The sequence below is a fragment of the Actinosynnema sp. genome, assembly GCF_052038725.1.
Genome location: NZ_JBQGCX010000111.1, coordinates 1 through 1653 on the forward strand (window position 1 = coordinate 1; position 1653 = coordinate 1653).

General features: G+C 71.1%; 2 protein-coding genes and 1 pseudogene. All 3 read left to right on the forward strand.

Translation table 11 applies throughout. From position 1 onward, the window contains the following. Positions 1-134 precede the first annotated feature (134 nt). Entirely contained in the window at positions 135-362 is a 228-nt protein-coding gene (locus ACTUAL_RS02165; RefSeq protein WP_440899083.1) for a hypothetical protein, read from the forward strand. A gap of 194 nt (positions 363-556) precedes the next feature. Beyond that, a complete protein-coding gene (locus tag ACTUAL_RS02170) occupies positions 557-1081 on the forward strand; it encodes an NUDIX domain-containing protein (protein ID WP_440899084.1) in 525 nt (174 codons plus the stop codon). Between the two features lie 487 nt (positions 1082-1568). Continuing rightward, positions 1569-1653, forward strand: a pseudogene (rbpA, locus tag ACTUAL_RS02175) (RNA polymerase-binding protein RbpA); the annotation flags it as partial.

Consider the following 1653-nt stretch of genomic DNA (forward strand, 5'->3'; position numbering starts at 1 on the left):
AACCGTCCCTCGTCTCCCCCGTTCGTGGTTTGTCGTCCCCCTGGCGGGTATTGCCATCCCTAAGACCCCGCACGGGGCGTCGGGTGCTCGACCCACCCGGCTCGGCACGCGGAACGCAGGGAGGCGCAGGAGCAGTGGCGGACCAGAACAACCCCGGCCAGTTCGGCAACCGCGAGGACACCGAGGAGCAGGCGCGCAGGGGCGGCCAGGTCAGGCAGGACGGCACGAGCAGCGGGGTCACCAGCGGCGCCTTCGGCGAGCCCGAGTCCGCGGACCCCTCGCTGGCCGGTCGCGCGGGCGCGCACGCCCAGCCCACCGAGGCCAAGGCCGCGGGCGGCGAGCACAGCCACGACAACGGCTGAGCCGCCCCGAGGGCGGCGCCGAAGGCCCCCGTCCGCCCCTCCGGACGGGGGCCTTCGCGTGCGCCCCGCTCCGCCGACCCGACCACACGGACGGGTGGTGACTGCGGCACGCCGCAGCCGTGCTCACCCGAATTCCTCGCGACTTGGCAACATTCGGTGCGCGGCGGGCCCCGAGTGCGGCACACTGTCGGGCCGTGACCACGACGGCGCGGCTCAGCGCGGGCATCCTGCTGCACCGGACCGGTGCGGACGGGCGGACCGAGGTGCTGCTCGGGCACATGGGCGGCCCGGTCTGGGCGCGCACGGACGCGGGGGCCTGGTCGATCCCCAAGGGCGAGGTGGAGGACGGCGAGGAGCCGCGGGACGCCGCGCGCAGGGAGTTCGCCGAGGAGCTGGGGGTGCCCGTGCCGGACGGGCCGCTGGAGCCGCTCGGGACGGTGCGCCAGTCGGGCGGGAAGACCGTCGTGGCGTGGGCCCTTCGTGGGGATCTGGACCCCGACACGGTGACTCCGGGAACCTTCGAGCTGGAGTGGCCCAGGGGTTCCGGGCAGCTCAGGGCGTTCCCGGAAGTCGACCGGGTCGGCTGGTTTGACCTGGCCGAGGCCGCTCGACTGGTGGTGACCGCGCAGCGCGGCCTCCTGGCCCGCCTGCCCGGCGCCCAGCCGCCCGACGAGCCCGATCCGGGTGGTGTCGCCGCTGGTGAGGGGGACGGCGGGTGAGCACGGGGGTCTCAATCGGCACTGAGGACTTCGTGTCGATCATGTGACTAGGACTACGTTTAGTGGCCGTCCGAACGGGTGAGCCCAACACGGGCGAGCTACCCCGCAGTGACCGTCCACTCGCGACGGGCGACGTCGCCTCCGGGCGACAAGCAGATAACCATCTGTAATCAACTTGCTGTCGGAGTTGGCTACTGGTGGGTTAAATCCGGTGTAATGTCGCACAACGTGGTCGTAACACGGTGACCGGAGCACGATCAGACGCTACGGCTACTCCGTCAGTGTGACGCTGTAGCCCAAGAGCCTGATGGCGCGTCACGATCCCGTCGCGCGGACCTCCCCTAGGTGGGAGCCTTCGTTGACTGGTGAAAGACGTCACTGTGGGCGACCAGAAATCCATACCGGGAACGAACGGAGCAGTCCGGTCGTTGCACTCGGTGAGCACCAGCCTGGGCCCCGGCCCTGAGCCGAGCGAAAGGACACCGCAATGGCCGACCGCGTTCTACGGGGTAGCCGGCTCGGAGCAGTCAGCTACGAGACCGACCGCAATCACGACCTCGCCCCCCGCCGGT